Source organism: Nostoc sp., from assembly GCF_036917455.1.
Classification (GTDB): Bacteria; Cyanobacteriota; Cyanobacteriia; order Cyanobacteriales; family Nostocaceae; genus Nostoc.
The window spans coordinates 1-15294 of record NZ_JBALDK010000146.1 but is presented as its reverse complement, the minus strand read 5'-3'; the positions used below and the strand labels follow the sequence as shown (position 1 = coordinate 15294).

16 protein-coding genes are annotated in these 15294 nt (G+C 41.0%); 8 read left to right on the top strand and 8 right to left on the bottom strand.

The features are described from left to right. Positions 1–74 precede the first annotated feature (74 nt). Positions 75–968 (bottom strand): calcium-binding protein, encoded by an 894-nt coding sequence (locus V7K42_RS15680; RefSeq protein WP_334917585.1) that lies wholly within the window; start codon positions 966–968, stop codon positions 75–77. A 914-nt stretch (positions 969–1882) separates the two neighbouring features. Between V7K42_RS15680 and V7K42_RS15675 the strand changes: the two genes are divergently transcribed. Beyond that, positions 1883–2128 (top strand): hypothetical protein, encoded by a 246-nt coding sequence (locus V7K42_RS15675; protein WP_334891287.1) that lies wholly within the window; start codon positions 1883–1885, stop codon positions 2126–2128. After that, the gene (locus V7K42_RS15670; RefSeq protein WP_094344070.1) at positions 2109–2390 is read left to right on the top strand and encodes a hypothetical protein; all 282 of its coding nucleotides are present in this window, start codon (positions 2109–2111) and stop codon (positions 2388–2390) included. The genes V7K42_RS15675 and V7K42_RS15670 overlap by 20 nt, the downstream gene beginning before the upstream one ends. A 128-nt stretch (positions 2391–2518) precedes the next feature. On the opposite strand, the gene V7K42_RS15665 is transcribed toward V7K42_RS15670, so the two are convergent. From V7K42_RS15665 to V7K42_RS15650, 4 genes are all read right to left on the bottom strand, one after another. Then, complete coding sequence (locus tag V7K42_RS15665) at positions 2519–3745, bottom strand: glycosyltransferase family 4 protein (RefSeq protein WP_334917583.1); 1227 nt, start codon at positions 3743–3745, stop codon at positions 2519–2521. A gap of 160 nt (positions 3746–3905) precedes the next feature. Further along, the gene (locus tag V7K42_RS15660) at positions 3906–4538 is read right to left on the bottom strand and encodes a response regulator transcription factor (RefSeq protein WP_334917581.1); all 633 of its coding nucleotides are present in this window, start codon (positions 4536–4538) and stop codon (positions 3906–3908) included. Next, on the bottom strand, positions 4535–5371 hold the full coding sequence (locus V7K42_RS15655; protein WP_334917579.1) for a S1C family serine protease: 837 nt from the start codon (positions 5369–5371) through the stop codon (positions 4535–4537). Before V7K42_RS15655 ends, V7K42_RS15660 begins: the two co-directional genes overlap by 4 nt. 204 nt (positions 5372–5575) lie before the next feature. Beyond that, complete coding sequence (locus tag V7K42_RS15650) at positions 5576–6487, bottom strand: S1C family serine protease (RefSeq protein ID WP_334917577.1); 912 nt, start codon at positions 6485–6487, stop codon at positions 5576–5578. 370 nt (positions 6488–6857) lie between these two features. Between V7K42_RS15650 and V7K42_RS15645 the strand changes: the two genes are divergently transcribed. The 3 genes from V7K42_RS15645 to V7K42_RS15635 all read left to right on the top strand — a co-directional run bounded on the left by V7K42_RS15645 (position 6858) and on the right by V7K42_RS15635 (position 9042). Continuing rightward, the gene (locus V7K42_RS15645) at positions 6858–7727 is read left to right on the top strand and encodes a uroporphyrinogen-III synthase (RefSeq protein ID WP_334917575.1); all 870 of its coding nucleotides are present in this window, start codon (positions 6858–6860) and stop codon (positions 7725–7727) included. A gap of 103 nt (positions 7728–7830) precedes the next feature. Then, positions 7831–8130, top strand: a complete 300-nt coding sequence (locus V7K42_RS15640) for a ferredoxin (RefSeq protein ID WP_094331628.1) — start codon at positions 7831–7833, stop codon at positions 8128–8130. Between the two features lie 591 nt (positions 8131–8721). Then, positions 8722–9042: a DMT family transporter gene (locus V7K42_RS15635; protein ID WP_334917573.1), complete on the top strand. Its 321-nt coding sequence runs from the start codon at positions 8722–8724 to the stop codon at positions 9040–9042. A 134-nt stretch (positions 9043–9176) separates the two neighbouring features. On the opposite strand, the gene V7K42_RS15630 is transcribed toward V7K42_RS15635, so the two are convergent. The 3 genes from V7K42_RS15630 to thrS form a co-directional block, all read right to left on the bottom strand. Beyond that, positions 9177–10214: a FecCD family ABC transporter permease gene (locus V7K42_RS15630; RefSeq protein WP_334917571.1), complete on the bottom strand. Its 1038-nt coding sequence runs from the start codon at positions 10212–10214 to the stop codon at positions 9177–9179. 589 nt (positions 10215–10803) lie between these two features. Beyond that, positions 10804–11259, bottom strand: coding sequence for a hypothetical protein (locus V7K42_RS15625; protein ID WP_334917569.1), 456 nt, complete (start codon positions 11257–11259; stop codon positions 10804–10806). 387 nt (positions 11260–11646) lie between these two features. After that, positions 11647–13482, bottom strand: a complete 1836-nt coding sequence (gene thrS / locus V7K42_RS15620) for a threonine--tRNA ligase (protein WP_334917587.1) — start codon at positions 13480–13482, stop codon at positions 11647–11649. A gap of 439 nt (positions 13483–13921) precedes the next feature. Here thrS and V7K42_RS15615 point away from each other — a divergent pair, with 439 nt between their 5' ends. From V7K42_RS15615 to V7K42_RS28960, 3 genes are all read left to right on the top strand, one after another. Further along, positions 13922–14239 (top strand): DUF2605 domain-containing protein, encoded by a 318-nt coding sequence (locus V7K42_RS15615; protein ID WP_334917567.1) that lies wholly within the window; start codon positions 13922–13924, stop codon positions 14237–14239. A 300-nt stretch (positions 14240–14539) separates the two neighbouring features. Continuing rightward, complete coding sequence (locus V7K42_RS15610; RefSeq protein ID WP_334890092.1) at positions 14540–14869, top strand: DUF2973 domain-containing protein; 330 nt, start codon at positions 14540–14542, stop codon at positions 14867–14869. Between the two features lie 123 nt (positions 14870–14992). Next, on the top strand, positions 14993–15100 hold the full coding sequence (locus V7K42_RS28960) for a type II toxin-antitoxin system RelE/ParE family toxin (RefSeq protein ID WP_442938580.1): 108 nt from the start codon (positions 14993–14995) through the stop codon (positions 15098–15100). Positions 15101–15294 lie beyond the last annotated feature (194 nt).

Sequence of the window (15294 nt, the reverse complement as noted above, 5' to 3'; positions counted from 1 at the left end):
TCTGATTGCCCATATCCTCAATAGAGACAGTGTAAATTATCCGTCTTTCCAGTCCCCTGCTGACTAGCGATCGCCTATTCTTTTCCGATTTCCCCCACCGCATTTATTGTCTTTTTTGTCAATGCGTAAGTTCTGGTGTTGTTGGCAACTTTAGCATCAGCAACAACTTTGTCTACTTTCAAGAGTTGGTCTTGCCCCAATCCACCAGCTTTAGTAACTGTCCCTACTCCTGAGAGGGTAATGGTTTGACCTAGTTTGCTATAGTCTGCGGTATCAAAGCCATCCCCACCGTCAATGCTGTCGTAACCCTGACCACCTTTAAATGTGTCATCGCCAGCACCACCTATCAAGGTGTCATTCCCTTCACCACCATCAATTAGGTCGTTACCACCTCTACCATCAATTACGTCATTACCAGCCAGACCAGTTAATTGGTTATTTTGGCCGTCGCCCTTAATGCTGTCATCATTAATAGTACCGATAACGTTGTCAAAGTTAACTACATTAAATGTCAATGTCCCCAAACCAGGAACATTCAAAGCAGAGATGGTTTGGGCTTCTAGGTCGGCAACAGCAGCTACCCCAGACAAAGATTGAGACGCATCTATAGTGTTGTTGGCAACAGTAACATCAGCAACAACTTTGTCTACATTCAAGAGTTGGTCTTTGCCAAATCCGCCAGCTTTTGTGATTGTTCCGACACCTGACGGGGTGACGCTTTTGCCTAAGTTGCTGTAGTCTGCGGTATCAAAGCCATCTCCACCATCAATGCTATCGTTACCTCGACCGCCCTTGAATGTATCATTGCCACCATTACCTGCCAACGTATCGTCGCCTTCTCCACCATCAATGACATCATATCCAAGACCTGCGGAGATATTGTCATTGCCTCCACGACCAGAAATCTGATCGTCACCACTAGTTCCCAACAAAAAGTCATTGTTAGGAGTACCCGTAATAATGGACATAATATATAATTTTGATAGTTTTGGATAGTTTGGCGGATAAAATTTATTTGATCGTTGTAATATTCGCATATTACAACAGAATGAATTATAAATTTATGATGAAATCACCATAAACATACTTAACCCTGTTTTATATCTCTGGCAAAAGAAAAACAGATAACAATTCAGGCTTTTAAAAATGCGTTATTTTGCCATACAAATCGAGAAGCAATAAAATTAAGATTTAGGCATTTTATAGAATAATAGTGTTGTGACTCAACGTCCATAGGTAGTTTCAGCCTTTCCTTGCTTCAGAAGCGTAGCCAATCCAGGTATCAAGCAAAGGTAATCAAAAAATCTAATTGGAAGCATGAAAAATCCTATCTGGTTATATTGGTTTCTATGTAAACGTATAAGTTACAAAAGTTTGTTTTTCAAAAAATGAAGAGATAATGCACACTACAGATAATATTATTTGATGAATAAAATATGTGTTTAATGTGAAGACAAAAACTGATAAATTTCTTTAAAATCTTAGTTGGTCAGGGGCTAGGTAAAAATATAGGAATAAATCTAGTAAACAAATTAGATATTACACCTAACATAAGCAAGCAAGTTGTGAAGGCACAAAATAGTGGATGTATTGAATTTTGTACTAATTGTGATATGACAAGTATTTATACCTTATTTTGGTAGAGCGATCGCTTGTCTTTGACACTTCCTTGCCCAAAAGGGTACATCAACGTTTTGTAGTACAGCGATCGCACCCAGATGGAAATTACTGATATTTCAGCCTTGTTTGCATAAGTTCGGATGCATTACCGCAAATGCGCTGATATTTTATTTTCCCCTCTTCATAAATTCCGCAAAAACACCGTTACGCTATTCGTACTTGTGATCAAAACTTAGAGCATCCAGTTTATTAGGGCATGTTTATGACCAACCCTGTAACGACGTTTATCCAAGTCAATCTGGAGATGGCTCTAGAGGTAGCTCAAGAATTGGAGCAAGCTCCATACACTCAACTCAGTGCCTATTGTTTGGAGATTTTACGGGAAATAGGATGTCCTGATACTGAACTCCCAGTTAACTTACAAACTCGCGATCAGCAGCTAAACTTTATCACAGGCTTTGCATCTTATGCATTTGGGGAGGTACAAAGTGTACAGAGCATTAATTGAAGATATCTTCTTTGAGCCAGAAGAGACAGAAGAAACTACTTTTCCCGCTACAGATAAAGATTTGTTGATTTTAACAGAAAAATTTTTAGCGTTTGAAATTCCTTCAAAGGTTTTCTTACAGGCTATAGCCATTGCTGATTACGATGGTGCAGCTGCTTTTCGCTACGTTGATAATTATTTGACTACTCTCAAAAATAAGAATAAACGTAAGCATAAGAAATTACTTGTCTTGGGTGCTTCGACTAAGTTCGATCGTAATTGACGGGCTTTTTTACAAGTGAATTAACAACAAATCCGATTTAGATAAGATTATTTGCACTACCAATATAGAGACGTTGTAATGTATAACGTCTCTACACACATTTGTCCCAGATGGTAATTAGAATTTATCTAGACGCATAGAGTTCTCCCAAGACAAACTTGTTCATAGCTTTTACCAGCCATATTCCAAGTGAATTCTGTTTCTACTAATTGTCTGCCGTTGTGAGACAATTGCGAACGCAGATTTGGACGATCGAATAGTTGACTAATAGCGGTGATGTACTCTGCCGATTTATTCGCTCGTAATGCTCGTAATGGTTGACTAGCAACATCTACAGCTAATCCTTCTAAGCCGCGATCGCTAGCCACTATCGGTACACCAGCAGCCATTGCTTCTAAAGTTTTATTTTTAATCCCAAACCCAGTCCGCATAGGTACAACACAGATGGTAGATTTATGTAAATATTCAACCATCGAAGGCACACGCCCAATCACATTAACTCCTGGTTTTTTATCAAGTGCTAAAACTTCTTGTACTGGGTGAGAACCAACAATATCAAAAGTTGTATTAGGATAAAGTTTTTGGATTTCTGGCAATACTTCGTTACTGAAAAAGCAGACAGCATCAATATTTGCTAAATTATCCATTGCACCAATGAAAATTAAGCGATGTCCACCCGGATCGGCGGTACGGTTGGGGAAAGAAACTAAATCTACGCCATTGGGAATAACAGTAATTTCACTATTGGGGTTAAATTCTTGTAGTTGAATTTTATCTTCTTCTGTTGTCGCCACAATTGCCGAAAACTTAGCACAGTAGTTTTGCTCATAAAGTCGCAAAAGCGGCAGATTAATTTTGTCTCTAAGGGAATTTTCTGAAATGCTGGTTGCTAGTTGGTTACGACAGGTAGCATAAACAGAACTATGAACATTAACTATGGTTTTTAGCTGTTTCTGAAAATGTGGCTGCACATAAATTTCATTGACGCTATGTTCGCAGGTAATTACATCACATTTCCCCGCTTCCACCCAGTTATCAATCCATGTTTGCATCTCTACTGAGTAGCGATTAAGTACGCTTGGCGGTGTGCCCTGTTGTAAAAATCTCCCAAATCGCTGTATTTTCTTCAATATTCCGGTGGTTCCCGAATCTGGCGGGCGTTCAAAAATGGCTAGACGATCGACACAATCGCGTAATCCTGCTACTTCTGCATCTGTAACATCGCTCTCGCGTTGAGTCACTAGGGTAATAGTATGGCGTTGACTCAGATACTTAAGTAAATTAAATGTCCTAACTTGGGTTCCCCCGCGCGTTGGTGGGTAGGGAAAGGTGGAAGAGAGCATTAAAATGTTCATATAGGTGATAAATCAAATGTGATACATACACCATGACCTCATTGAAGGCTGTATGTCATCATTTGATTAGACAAAAAATGTAGAGACGTAACGCTGCTACATCTCTATAAGGGTTCTCGATAACGCATATTTTATTCCATCAAATTTTAGTGAGGGAAGATCACAGCAGAATCAAACCGAGTCTGACACCCACAGCAACAGCCTCGGTGCGGCTAGAGACACTGAGCTTTTGAAAAATGGATGAGAGATGAAATTTGACGGTATGCTCAGAAATATGTAAGCGTTTAGCGATCGCTTTATTCCCTAACCCCGATCCCAGCATTCCTAAAACCTCTATCTCCCGTGGTGTCAAGCTTTGTACGGGATTCGTTACCACTTTTTCCCGGATAGACAGTAATTCTACAGCATCCGGGTGCAGTATTACTAAACCAAAAGCGATCGCCTCCACAGCCGCGACAATTTCTAACTCTGTGCTAGTACTGGGCAATATCCCCCGGATACCAGAACGTAATGCTGTCTCTAAATCAATGCTGTCGAGTTCCTCAACAATTGCGATTATTCCTAATGGGTATTGGGTTTCTTGAATCAGCAGCAATTTTTCCCACACCGATTGTTGAAGATTGCTACTCAAATCTACCAACACTACATCTGGTGATAATTGCTCAATTTCCCTTACCAATACATCCAAATCGGATGCACTCCCCACAACCGTCAGCCGAGGATTGGTAGTCACCACAGCTGATAACCCTGCCCGCACTACAGGGGAAGTGGCAACTACCATTACTCGGATCATGTTGCCTCCACAGCAGTTTTTCCAGAATGCACCTCGACATAAATCACAAATTGCTGCTTACCGCGTAAGAGTTGTAGCGGCACAGATCCTTTACTGTCGTGGAGATATTTGCTAAAATCATTCATGCTAGTAAATAATCGCCCCGCAACTCCAATTAAAATATCGCCAACTTGCACACCAGCAGTTTCCGCCGCACTGCCAGGTAAAATTGACAATACTAGTAAACCCAAGCTACGCCTACTTAAAAGTACAGGTTGTAGTGTAACTCCTAGTTGCGGACGATTATTTCTCTGTAAAAAACGCTCAACAGTGTTGCTGGGAACTGCTACAGCTAAACCATTAACAATCATAGTGTTAATTCCCACGACAAGGCCTTGACAGTCAGCAAGCGGCCCCCCAGAATTTCCAGGATACAATTGCAAATCAGCCATTACAGCCTGTGAATTATTTCCATAGATAATTCCAGTTGTCACAGCACCAGTTTCAGCAAAGGGATTACCCACCGCCAAAACTAATTCACCAACTCGTAGTGTCTCAGAATTGCCAATAGTTGCAGCAGTTAAATCAGTAGCGACAATTTTCAGGGCTGCTAAATCCTGCTGTGGATCGAATTGTGTTCGCACCGCATCAAATACCCTTCCGTCTGCCAATTCCACAGTTGCACGATTGCTAGTTGCGACATGGGCATTAGTAATAATTAGCCCGTCAGATTGCCAAATTACACCAGAACCAACTCCCAGAGAGCCGCTTTTCACTTTCACAGTGTGTAGGCGTAGTTTATCAGCTACCTCTGTCAATTCAGCAGTGATGTTAGTTAATGTTGTGTTTGCCATGTTATACAATTTTCCCGGATGTCAAAGGAGAATTAGTGGGCTGACAATAGTTTTTAGTCGGGTTGGGATAATTGAGACTGTTGCAAGATATTAGTCAACCCAACTTTGGAAAGAAAATTCTGACAGTTCCGAGTTCAGAAGCTCAAATGAATAGAAAATTTAGATAAATCTGACACAGCTAGTAAAATCCATTCCAAATGGAGATTATTCCTCCTTAGTAGGTCTTTCGCCAACTGCGATCGCTAACTCAATTAACACTCCACCCCGGACAACTTGGACATTGACAGCTTTACCAATGCGATCGCTATTATTAAGCAGCGCCAGCACATCACCTGTATCGCCCACAGTTACGCCATCGAACGTTACTAAAACATCACCAAGCAGCACACCTGCATTTTCAGCAGGCCCGGAAGGCTCAACATTAACGACAATTACCCCAGTTGCAGAAGTTAAATTCAGAGAAGTTTTTAGGTTCTTTGGTAAGCGTACAGGTTGCATTCCCACACCCAAGTAGCCTTTTGAAATGCGTCCTTTTGCTACTAATTCGTCAACCACGCGATCGACTGTAGCAGTAGGAATTGTCAGAGCAACGCCACGCCGCCCCGATGTATTCATCCCTACCACAAAACCAGCAGCATCTACTAGCGGCCCGCCTGCAAAACCAGAGTAAAGGGTGATATCTGGGCGGATAAATTGGTCAATATTTCCGCCACTCATACTTCGCCAAGCACCGCTAACCACGCTCACTGCACCCATCGCCGCTCTTAAATCACCTTCGCTACCTCTTGCTAACCCTAGTACCAGATGACCGACTTTGAGCGTTTTGGCATCGCCAATTTTTGCCACAGGTATTTCTACATTTTCTAGTTTAAAAACAGCGATATCAGTGCTAGAGTCATGGCCGATGAGTGTTACTGGTGCAGTGCTACCATTTGATAGGGTAACAGTGATGTCGTCGTAGCGCTGGATCGACTCATCAGAGGTAACAATGATGCCATTCCGCCAGTGAATGCCACTTGAAGAAACACGACTACCCGCATTGACTGCAACCACAGCACTCCCAGCTTGTTCTACCGTGTCAGCTAAACTGTTGGACAAAGCCAGTAATGAAGACATAAGATTTTTCTGCCAACGTTCTTAGATATTCATATCGTGCCGTTTGATCAACACAGATGACATCGGAAAAATGGGGAGAATTCACCCTAGAAAAATGGCTAGGTTTATATAGCAATCCTGAATCAAACCTACAGAAACAAGATGCTTAACTTCTTTGAGAAGTCGGGAATCTTCGGGTTGCAACGATCGCAAATTAAATAGGATTACTCAATACCAGCATTTTTTAAATCTTCTGCTTCGTTGCCATCCTGCCTTTAAATAAATTCCGAGGCGGGATATCGGTCAGCACAATACTTTGAATTTTACAAAAATATGGGCAAAATATCACGAACACTAAACGTATTGCATTCTAAGGTGGAATAGCAATGAAATGACAGATAAACAAATGCACGCTCAATCAACAGAAATGAACCTGCTCGTTCCATCTAAAGAATTACCTCTATATGGTAAAAGAATTTTAGTCACAGCACCAAGAAATTATGCTTACAGGTTATCGGAACAAGTCATCAAAAAAGGTGGTTTACCTGTTTTAATGCCTACTGTTGAAACCTGCTATTTATCCAACTACACTAAGTTAGATATTGCTTTAAACCAGATAGCCGATTTTGATTGGATTCTCTTCACAAGTAGAAATGGCATCACTGCATTTTTTCACCGGATGAATGATTTAGATATTCCTGTATCTATGGTGCAAAAATGTCAATTATGTGCTCTAGGAAAAGACGCAGAAAATTTATTGTCTTTTTGTAACAAAGTCGATTTAATCCCAACAGAATCTAGTCCAGCTGGGATTGTGGCTGAATTAGCAAAACTTCCGCAAATTCAGGAGAAAAAAGTGCTGATCCCTGCCCCAGAAGTTGTTGGTTTGCCTGAACCTGATATCGTACCCAATTTAATTACAGATTTGCAGAAGTTAGGCATAGAAGTAACTCGTGTACCCACATATATCACGCAGGGCTTAGACAAAAGCATCTACGGTATTGAATTAAACTTAATGCGTCAAGGAATAATCGATGTCATCGCCTTTAGTAGCACAGCAGAAGTAGAAAGCTTTTTGACAATGGTCAACTCGCAAAGCGATTATGAGCGTTGCATTATTGCATGTTTTGGCCCTTATACAACTGCTAATGCGCGGAAGTTGGGTATGAATGTTTCCATTGTGTCCAGGGATTATAGTTCATTTGAGGGATTTGCAGAAGCGATCGCAGAATTTTTTACTCTCACTTCCAATTCTCGTTAAGCGCTTTAGGATGTAAAGTAATCAGCAACATTTAACTCTAGACTAGTAGCACATAAACCCGTAGGATCAACAATGTAGTTCACATTTAACTAGGGATTGTTACATGGCAACTTATAAAGTCACATTAAAGACTCCAGATGAAGAAAAAACAATTGAAGTTTCTGATGATGATTACATTCTAGAGATTGCTAACGAAGAAAATGAGATGGACTTGCCTTACTCCTGTAACGCAGGTTCTTGCTCAACCTGCGCCGGTAAGCTGATTTCAGGTACTGTTGACCAATCGGATCAAAACTTCTTAGACGACGATCAAATAGATGCAGGATGGGTTCTTACCTGCGTTGCCAAGCCCACTTCTGACTGTGTAATCCAAACCCATCAAGAAGATGAGCTTAACGGTTAAGTAAAAAAGGTGGATTTAAGAAAGAGCAAGTTTTGCCGGGTGCATTAGAACATTCGTTCTAGCGCACCTCAAATCTGAGGTAATGCCGGACTTTCGGCAATAACACACTCTAGAAGATTTCAAATTTTGCACTTTTCTAAGAAAGCTTTATGGGCTAAGTAATTCACACTAAAAAGCGCTCCCTTTTAGAGAGCGCTTTTTATTTGGTTTAACCAATAGCTAGCAGATATGAGGAAATTAGCCAGATCGTGCTAGATTAACTTTGACGACTTTGTTCTTTTCTTCTTCAGCTTTGGGTAGCATTACGACGTTCCGTCTAACACAACGCCAGTTCGCTCAAGTCGGGGGTTTCCCGCCCACACGACTGGCTCCCCTACAGATACTTGTATTTTTTCAATAATCAAATATGATTCCTATAGGATTTTACAACTCATTGATATTGAGTATAAGTTCGATTTGCTAATCAAGTAGAAGAGATGGATTTCTCATAATTAATGAAATACGTTAATTAATAATATTAAGGAAGCCTGTTGTATTTTGCTGCTTTCATAGAGATAATAAAAGACTGTTAACAAAACCCTCACAAAAGATATGTCAAGCAGTTGGATCTACCTTATCGCCGCAATCCTTTTTGAGGTTTCAGGCACAACTTGTATGAAGCTATCAGAAGGATTCACTAAATTAGTCCCTTCAGTCTTAATATTTATTTTCTATGGACTTTGTTTTAGTTGTTTGACCCTTGCTCTCAAGAGAATTGAAGTAAGTGTGGCTTATTCCGTCTGGGCTGGATTAGGAACTGTCCTGATTGCGATGATTGGTATTATTTGGTTTCGGGAATCTGCCACACTTATCAAACTTTTGTCAATCGCCTTAATAGTTGTGGGTGTAATTGGCATAAATGCAAGTAAATAATTGAAACATTTATGAATCCAAGAAACTATCTTTGGATTCATAAATAAATGTGTAGACATGCAATATAGAGGACATGATATTAGACATTGCCTCAAATAAAAAATACCTCGTCTATTTAAACATAGACGAGGGACTCAAAATTTATTAAATCCAGCAGAACGACGATAAAGTAACCAGATAAATAGCGGTGAACCCAGCAACGCGGTGACGGAACCTACTGGTAATTCAACTGCTCCTAATCTAGAGAGTAAATCTGCAAAAGTTAGTAACCAAGCACCTGCAAGGGCAGAAAGTGGCAAAACAAAGCGATGATCTGTACCAACTATGAGGCGAACACCGTGAGGGACAACAAGACCAACAAATCCAATCAAGCCACTGATGCTGACTGCACCTGCGGCTAAGAGAGTGGCGACACCACCAATTAACAGGCGCGATCGCGTCAACGAAACCCCCAAACCCACAGCTAAATCATCTCCCAAAGCCAGCACATTAACCGATCGCGCCAGTAAGCATCCCCCGATTAATGCAACAATAATGTAAGGGCCAGCCGTTGAAATTTCTTGCCAACCGCGTCCATTGAGACTACCAACCAGCCAACTGAGCGCAATTTGAATTTGACCGTCTTCAGCTAAAAGCAGTAATGTAGTTTGTACAGCGCCAAATAAAGAACTCACTGCCACTCCGCCTAAAATTAACCGCTCAACCGAAATTCCCGACCCCGCGCGACCGAGCAAAATAACGATCGCAGAAGTCAAAATTGCTCCTATCCACGCAGCTAAAGGAATTGCGATCGGGAATATTTGCCAGACAATCATCAGAATCACAACTAATCCAGCACCCGCAGAAATCCCCAGAATAAATGGATCGGCAAGACTATTACGTAACATTCCTTGCAGTAATGCTCCTGACATTCCCAAAGCTGCGCCGACAATTAGAGCCGCCGTAATGCGCGGGAAACGCAAATCCCAGAGAATTGTCTGTTTAACCGGATCGCCTTTGTGGAGTATGGCTTGCCAAAATTCCGACATACTTAAGGGTACTGCTCCTTGAGAAAGCGATAGCACTAACGTTAGCACCAGTGCTGCACTAAGAAGTAAAACAGCCCAAAGTACGCGGTGTTCAGTAAAAATTGTCTTAAATGGTTTAGCCAAATTACGGTCTAGTCTTTTCATTAACTGTTATTCGTCCCTAACAAAGCTGCATTTCAATACTGTTCGGTTAAGAGTCGATTCCCCCAACCCTCCTTAAAAAGTGGGACTAAGAACGCCTTATCGTAAATAAAAGGGTTTAAGACCCCTACCTCTACAGGTAGCCCCAGTTTCAGTCGGGGTTTAAATGCCCGCCTGAAATTGTCTTGAATTTTGAATTTTGAATTGTTAAAATTCCCACAGTCATTGCACCCCACACGCCAGATGCTCCACTTAAAAAGAGGGGCAAAGTCTCTAAAAGTCCCCCAATAAATTGGGGGACTTTGGGGGATATAAAACGTTTTGCTACCGACCAGAAAAGTTTTAAAACATCCTCTAAGGGTAATTTCTTGATTTAATTAAAATCTGACTTTTCACGTCATGTAGAAAAGCTAACGCTAAAGTTAACCCCTGAGCAAGCTTCCTTACTAGGGAATAGAAGCGACGTTTTCTAAATAAGAGTGAAAAGTCAGATATTGGAATGAGTGGAAAAAGAGATTGTGTCTAATCCTACTGCCAAGTAGAATCAATGCTCAGTTCACTTAGAAATAAGCTTGATAGATCGGCATAGGGATTAACCACGTCCCCAGTTGCGATCGCGCTCATAACGAAAGTTGCGATCGCGAATGTCGCGAAGATTATTATCGCGGTCATTGCGGCGATTATAGTCGCGGTCATTGCGGCGATTATAGTCGCGGTCATGGCGGCGATTATAGTCGTGGTCATGGCGGCGATTATAGTCGTGGTCATGGCGGCGATTATAGTCGCGGTCATTGCGGCGATTGTAGTCGCGGTCATTGCGGCGATCGTTGTTACCAACGTTGCGAAGGTCGTTCTGGCGGTCATAATCACTATTTCTGTAGTGACGACTATGACGTTCGTAGTTACCATCATCGTTGCGTTGATAGCTGTAGTTATCTAACTCAGCAAGATAAGACGCTGGCGTATTAGCCCCAGCTTTTGGAGAAATAGCTAAAGCTGATGCAGATGCTATCAAGCCAGCCAGCAAAATAGAGGTAAAGCGGTTCATAATGTTAGTCAAAAATTATTGACATTAATTGATGCAAGTCCAGTCTGTTTAGGAAGAGCAGATTCCACAAGTCTTTAAATCTATGCTATCAGTCTTGAATAAATCGGAAAGTTTTCTTGAGTGCGGTAATTGAGAAAACTTTTGTTGGATGTGATACTTTCTGACCTTCCAAATCCCATTAAAACTAAAAATTAAAGTGAGTATTTGAACTGGATAAATCCACCTCTAAACTCCGTTAACGAATCTTTGATACTCGTGAATGAGTCTTTGATAATTAAATACGTGACGATCGCACCTTCACCAAAACCTACCAGCTAAACAAAACGCACACCAATTATAATTAGTGTGCGTCTGGGGTTAAATTTTAGAAATTCTCAAGGTTAGATTTTAGAAATTCTCGAACTTAGCGATCGCATCTTTCATTTTATCCACCACCTCATCGACAGGGATAGCTCCCAAGTCCACAGAGGGGCGGGTACGGATACTCAAAGTGTTAGTTTCCACTTCCTTAGCTCCCACCACCGCCATCACGGGTATTTTTTCTTTCTCTGCATTGCGAATCTGTTTACCTAAGCGATCGCCACTGGTATCAACTTCTGCACGGATGCCCAACGCTCTCATTTTCGCCACCACATCTTTAGCAAAGTCTAGCTGTGTATCACCCACCGGCAGTAATCTAGCTTGCACTGGTGCTAACCACAAAGGGAAATCGCCGGCATATTCTTCAATTAAGATCCCAATTAGTCGTTCCAGCGAACCAAAAGGCGCACGGTGAATCATCACTGGACGTTTGCGAACCCCATCTTCGGCGACGTATTCCAACTCAAAGCGTTCAGGCAAATTGTAATCTACCTGTACAGTTCCTAATTGCCACTCCCGATCTAAGGCATCACTAAAGATAAAATCAAGTTTGGGACCATAAAATGCCGCTTCTCCAATCCCTTCAAAGTGTTCCATCCCCAAGGTTTCAACTGCACGGCGAATTGCACCTTCGGCTTTGTCCCAAACTTCATCTGAACCGATGTATTTATCACTAGCAGGATCGCGGAAACTGAGTCTAGCTTTAAAGTTCTTCAGTTGCAGCTTATTGAACACTGACAAAATCAAATCCACTACACTGAGGAATTCGCTATCTAGCTGTTCAGGGGTGACGAACAAGTGAGAATCATCCACAGTAAAACCACGCACCCGTGTTAAGCCGCCCAATTCCCCTGATTGTTCGTAGCGGTAAACAGTACCAAATTCCGCCAAGCGCATCGGTAATTCCCGATAAGAGCGTAACTCACTCTTATATATTTGGATATGGAAAGGGCAATTCATCGGCTTCATCACGAAGCCTTGTTCCTGTGCAGCAGCTTCCTCGTCATCCGCCATTAAGGGGAACATATCTTCTTTATATTTCTGCCAATGTCCAGAGGTTTTAAATAAATCTACTCTGGCAATGTGAGGTGTTACTACAGATAAATAACCCCGTTTTACCTGTTCTTGCTTGAGGAAGTCTTCTAGAGTACTCCTTAATAGAGTGCCTTTGGGTGTCCACAAAGGTAAACCCGGCCCTACTAGATCGGAAAATATAAATAATCCCAGTTCCTTACCCAGTTTTCGGTGATCTCGTCGTAGCGCTTCTTCTTTGCGCCGCTTGTATTCAGCGAGTTGTTCTGGACTTTCCCAAGCGGTGGCGTAGATGCGTTGTAATTGGGCTTTAGTTTCATCCCCACGCCAATAAGCGCCCGCAACGCTTTCTAGTTCAATTGCTTTCGGGTTTAATTCGCTGCTATTTTCCAGATGAGGCCCGGCACACAAATCCCACCATTCATTCCCCAGGTGGTAAATCGTGATTGGTTCGTTTTTAATATCTACCAGAATTTCTAGCTTGTAAGGTTCCTTAATTTCCTGAATCCGGCGTTCGGCTTCTTCGCGGCTGACTTCTTCCCGAATTACTGGCAATTTGCGATTGATAATCTTCACCATCTCTTTCTTGATGGCTTTGAGATCGTTTTCGCTAAATGGTTCTGGACTATCGAAGTCGTAGTAAAAACCATTTTCAATCCAAGGGCCGATTGTAACTTGCGCCTTGGGAAACAGCTTTTGTACCGCCATTGCCATTACATGAGAAGCAGTGTGGCGAATCTTTTTTAAGTTCTCCGATTCGCTGGTACGCGGTAAATAGATTTTTTCAACTTGTTCTGACTGTTGTGATTGATTTGATGAATTTGGCGACATTGGCTGCTGAACCGTTGGCGAGGTGATTACAAAAGGTGATTTATCTGAATCTGTAGGCTTACTCAACTATAACGACTTTGGTTTTTGCTTTTTTCAGCTTTATCTTCCAACTCCCGAATTAATTTCTCGCCAAGGATAATTTTAATCAGTTAGCTGAGTGGTAAATTCATGATTCCAGGCGTAGGCGTAGCCCGTCGTAGATATCGCTAAGTTATCTGATAAATTACAACTCAGTGTCAGCTACCTCCCATCGATATATATAGATACTGACTAAAGGAACTGTACAAACGAAATATCAAGACTATATAATAAAATCTGTGTTACTTGTTACAATTTGTTACGTTTTTCAAAATTATGAGATAAAAATAAATAAAAATAATATTAAGAAACGTAAATAACGTTAATATTAGTAAGAAAGTTGGAAATATCCTTCTCATTTATGTCAGACTCAAATTTACCAGGGACTGAGTTGCTGAAAACGGTTTTAGAACCTCTGCTAGAAGATTTTCAGCATTGGTTTACGCGATCGCGCCATCTACTCGAAACTGAGCAGCTATCATTTATGAGTGACCAAGAACAATCTGATTTGCTCTTACGTGTTAAACAAGCGCAAGATGAACTAAGTACGGCAAAAATGCTATTTAGTGCTACCAATAAACAAGTCGGGATTGACATGGCAACATTAATGCCTTGGCATGAATTAGTAACTGAATGCTGGAATGTCGCAATGCGCTTTCGTCAAGGGCGTGAAGTCTAAATAGATGGGAGCATCTGTTAAATTTCCGCAAAATACTTAGCAATATCTAACGACAAGACGCTAAATCAGTCATCACAAAGATAGTACAAAAAGCTTAACAATTTCTTAACATTATTTATATTAACAAAATAATGTATCCTATGCTACCGTAAGTGGAATAACGGTTGACAAATAGCTTCATATAGATGTAAGCGCATGAAAAGTGCTTAGAATGCTCGTCTTGACTGTGACTCACAGTATCGGCGAAACAAAGAATTACAAAATAAAGTTTTAAAAATTGCTGTTCTGGAGGAAAATTCAATGTTACATCTGCTTTACATTCTTGCTTTTACAATCCTTGCATTTATGGCTGTTGGCAACCTAATTCGTAACCTGATTATGTTCAGTTTCGATCGGGAGCGAACTTATCCAACGAATTCCTCACCAATAAATAATCAAGGTAACTACGGTTATTATTCATCAAAAAAACAATTTGTACCCCATCCAGAGTTATTAGATAACGCGGGCAATTTAATTAAAGAGCCACTTTTGGTAATGCGTTCTATTAACGTTGAAGATGCGCGTCAACATCTTGATGCACTTTACGAAGCATCTCCAGGACGTAAGAGTGAAAATTCTGAAGAAGCATAAAAAATATAAAGTAGAGACGCGATTAATCGCGTCTTTTTGGGTGTAAATTATTGTTGTTTTACATCCTTATTTATTTAGCAGAAATTTATTAACATTCTTGAATCGGAATTTGATTAACCTAACATTCACAAGTTAATCATAAAGTCGTATGGCATCATTTATCAGGTTGAGGAAGACAATAAACAGCTAAATATTGTAAGGTTCTGGCACGCATCAAGATTGAGAGCCTGAATTCTAACTGTAATTTTTTACAACTAAGTGTATTGACAACGTAAATACATCTTGCCTAGACTATGAGGTATGGATGTGTTTTTTGTGCTTAATGGTGTCCTGACTTTTCCCGTTAAGTCTCTTTTGCAAGCTGCCAACCTTCACAGAGGTCATGCAATTTTAACCAACCTCGCCACAGTACCTGGATACCAATT

Coding starts and splice junctions, on each gene's coding strand:
- V7K42_RS15625 (WP_334917569.1), bottom strand. CDS start 11,259: ATGAACCGCTTTACCTCTATTTTGCTGGCTGGCTTGATAGCATCTGCA.
- V7K42_RS15630 (WP_334917571.1), bottom strand. CDS start 10,214: ATGAAAAGACTAGACCGTAATTTGGCTAAACCATTTAAGACAATTTTT.
- V7K42_RS15610 (WP_334890092.1), top strand. CDS start 14,540: ATGTTACATCTGCTTTACATTCTTGCTTTTACAATCCTTGCATTTATG.
- V7K42_RS15675 (WP_334891287.1), top strand. CDS start 1,883: ATGACCAACCCTGTAACGACGTTTATCCAAGTCAATCTGGAGATGGCT.
- V7K42_RS15640 (WP_094331628.1), top strand. CDS start 7,831: ATGGCAACTTATAAAGTCACATTAAAGACTCCAGATGAAGAAAAAACA.
- V7K42_RS15660 (WP_334917581.1), bottom strand. CDS start 4,538: ATGATCCGAGTAATGGTAGTTGCCACTTCCCCTGTAGTGCGGGCAGGG.
- V7K42_RS15645 (WP_334917575.1), top strand. CDS start 6,858: ATGACAGATAAACAAATGCACGCTCAATCAACAGAAATGAACCTGCTC.
- V7K42_RS15615 (WP_334917567.1), top strand. CDS start 13,922: ATGTCAGACTCAAATTTACCAGGGACTGAGTTGCTGAAAACGGTTTTA.
- V7K42_RS15680 (WP_334917585.1), bottom strand. CDS start 968: ATGTCCATTATTACGGGTACTCCTAACAATGACTTTTTGTTGGGAACT.
- thrS (WP_334917587.1), bottom strand. CDS start 13,482: ATGTCGCCAAATTCATCAAATCAATCACAACAGTCAGAACAAGTTGAA.
- V7K42_RS15650 (WP_334917577.1), bottom strand. CDS start 6,487: ATGTCTTCATTACTGGCTTTGTCCAACAGTTTAGCTGACACGGTAGAA.
- V7K42_RS15635 (WP_334917573.1), top strand. CDS start 8,722: ATGTCAAGCAGTTGGATCTACCTTATCGCCGCAATCCTTTTTGAGGTT.
- V7K42_RS15655 (WP_334917579.1), bottom strand. CDS start 5,371: ATGGCAAACACAACATTAACTAACATCACTGCTGAATTGACAGAGGTA.
- V7K42_RS15665 (WP_334917583.1), bottom strand. CDS start 3,745: ATGAACATTTTAATGCTCTCTTCCACCTTTCCCTACCCACCAACGCGC.